The organism is Crenobacter sp. CS_VA4, from assembly GCF_055597485.1.
Genome location: NZ_JBVMAE010000116.1, coordinates 1 through 280, shown reverse-complemented (window position 1 = coordinate 280; position 280 = coordinate 1). Strand labels below are relative to the sequence as shown.

1 protein-coding gene is annotated in these 280 nt (G+C 60.4%); it reads right to left on the bottom strand.

The annotated features are described in order from the left end of the window. On the bottom strand, nucleotides 1-280 hold a 280-nt coding region (locus ACZ2IA_RS22945; protein ID WP_470294897.1), incomplete at both ends, for a TetR family transcriptional regulator C-terminal domain-containing protein.

The following is a 280-nucleotide window of genomic DNA, read 5'->3' as shown; positions in this document are numbered from 1 at the left end:
GCGCCTTCAATCAGCAAAGCCAGGCCATTGGCCAAGGCTTGCGCGTCGCGGGCCCCGACCTGCTTCGCCAATTCCAACAAGCGCGACATCAGTTGCGTCTTGTTTTGCGCCACCATCCGGCGAGCGGGGTGGGCTGGGTCAGGAAATTCCACCGCGATATTCACGAATGGGCAACCTCGATACCCTGGTCGTGCGGCACGGCCGGCAAGGTCGCTGAAGAACTGCAACAGTTGTTCGCGAGGCTTGTCCGGGTGCTTAGCAAGGCTGGCGTTGAAGTAAT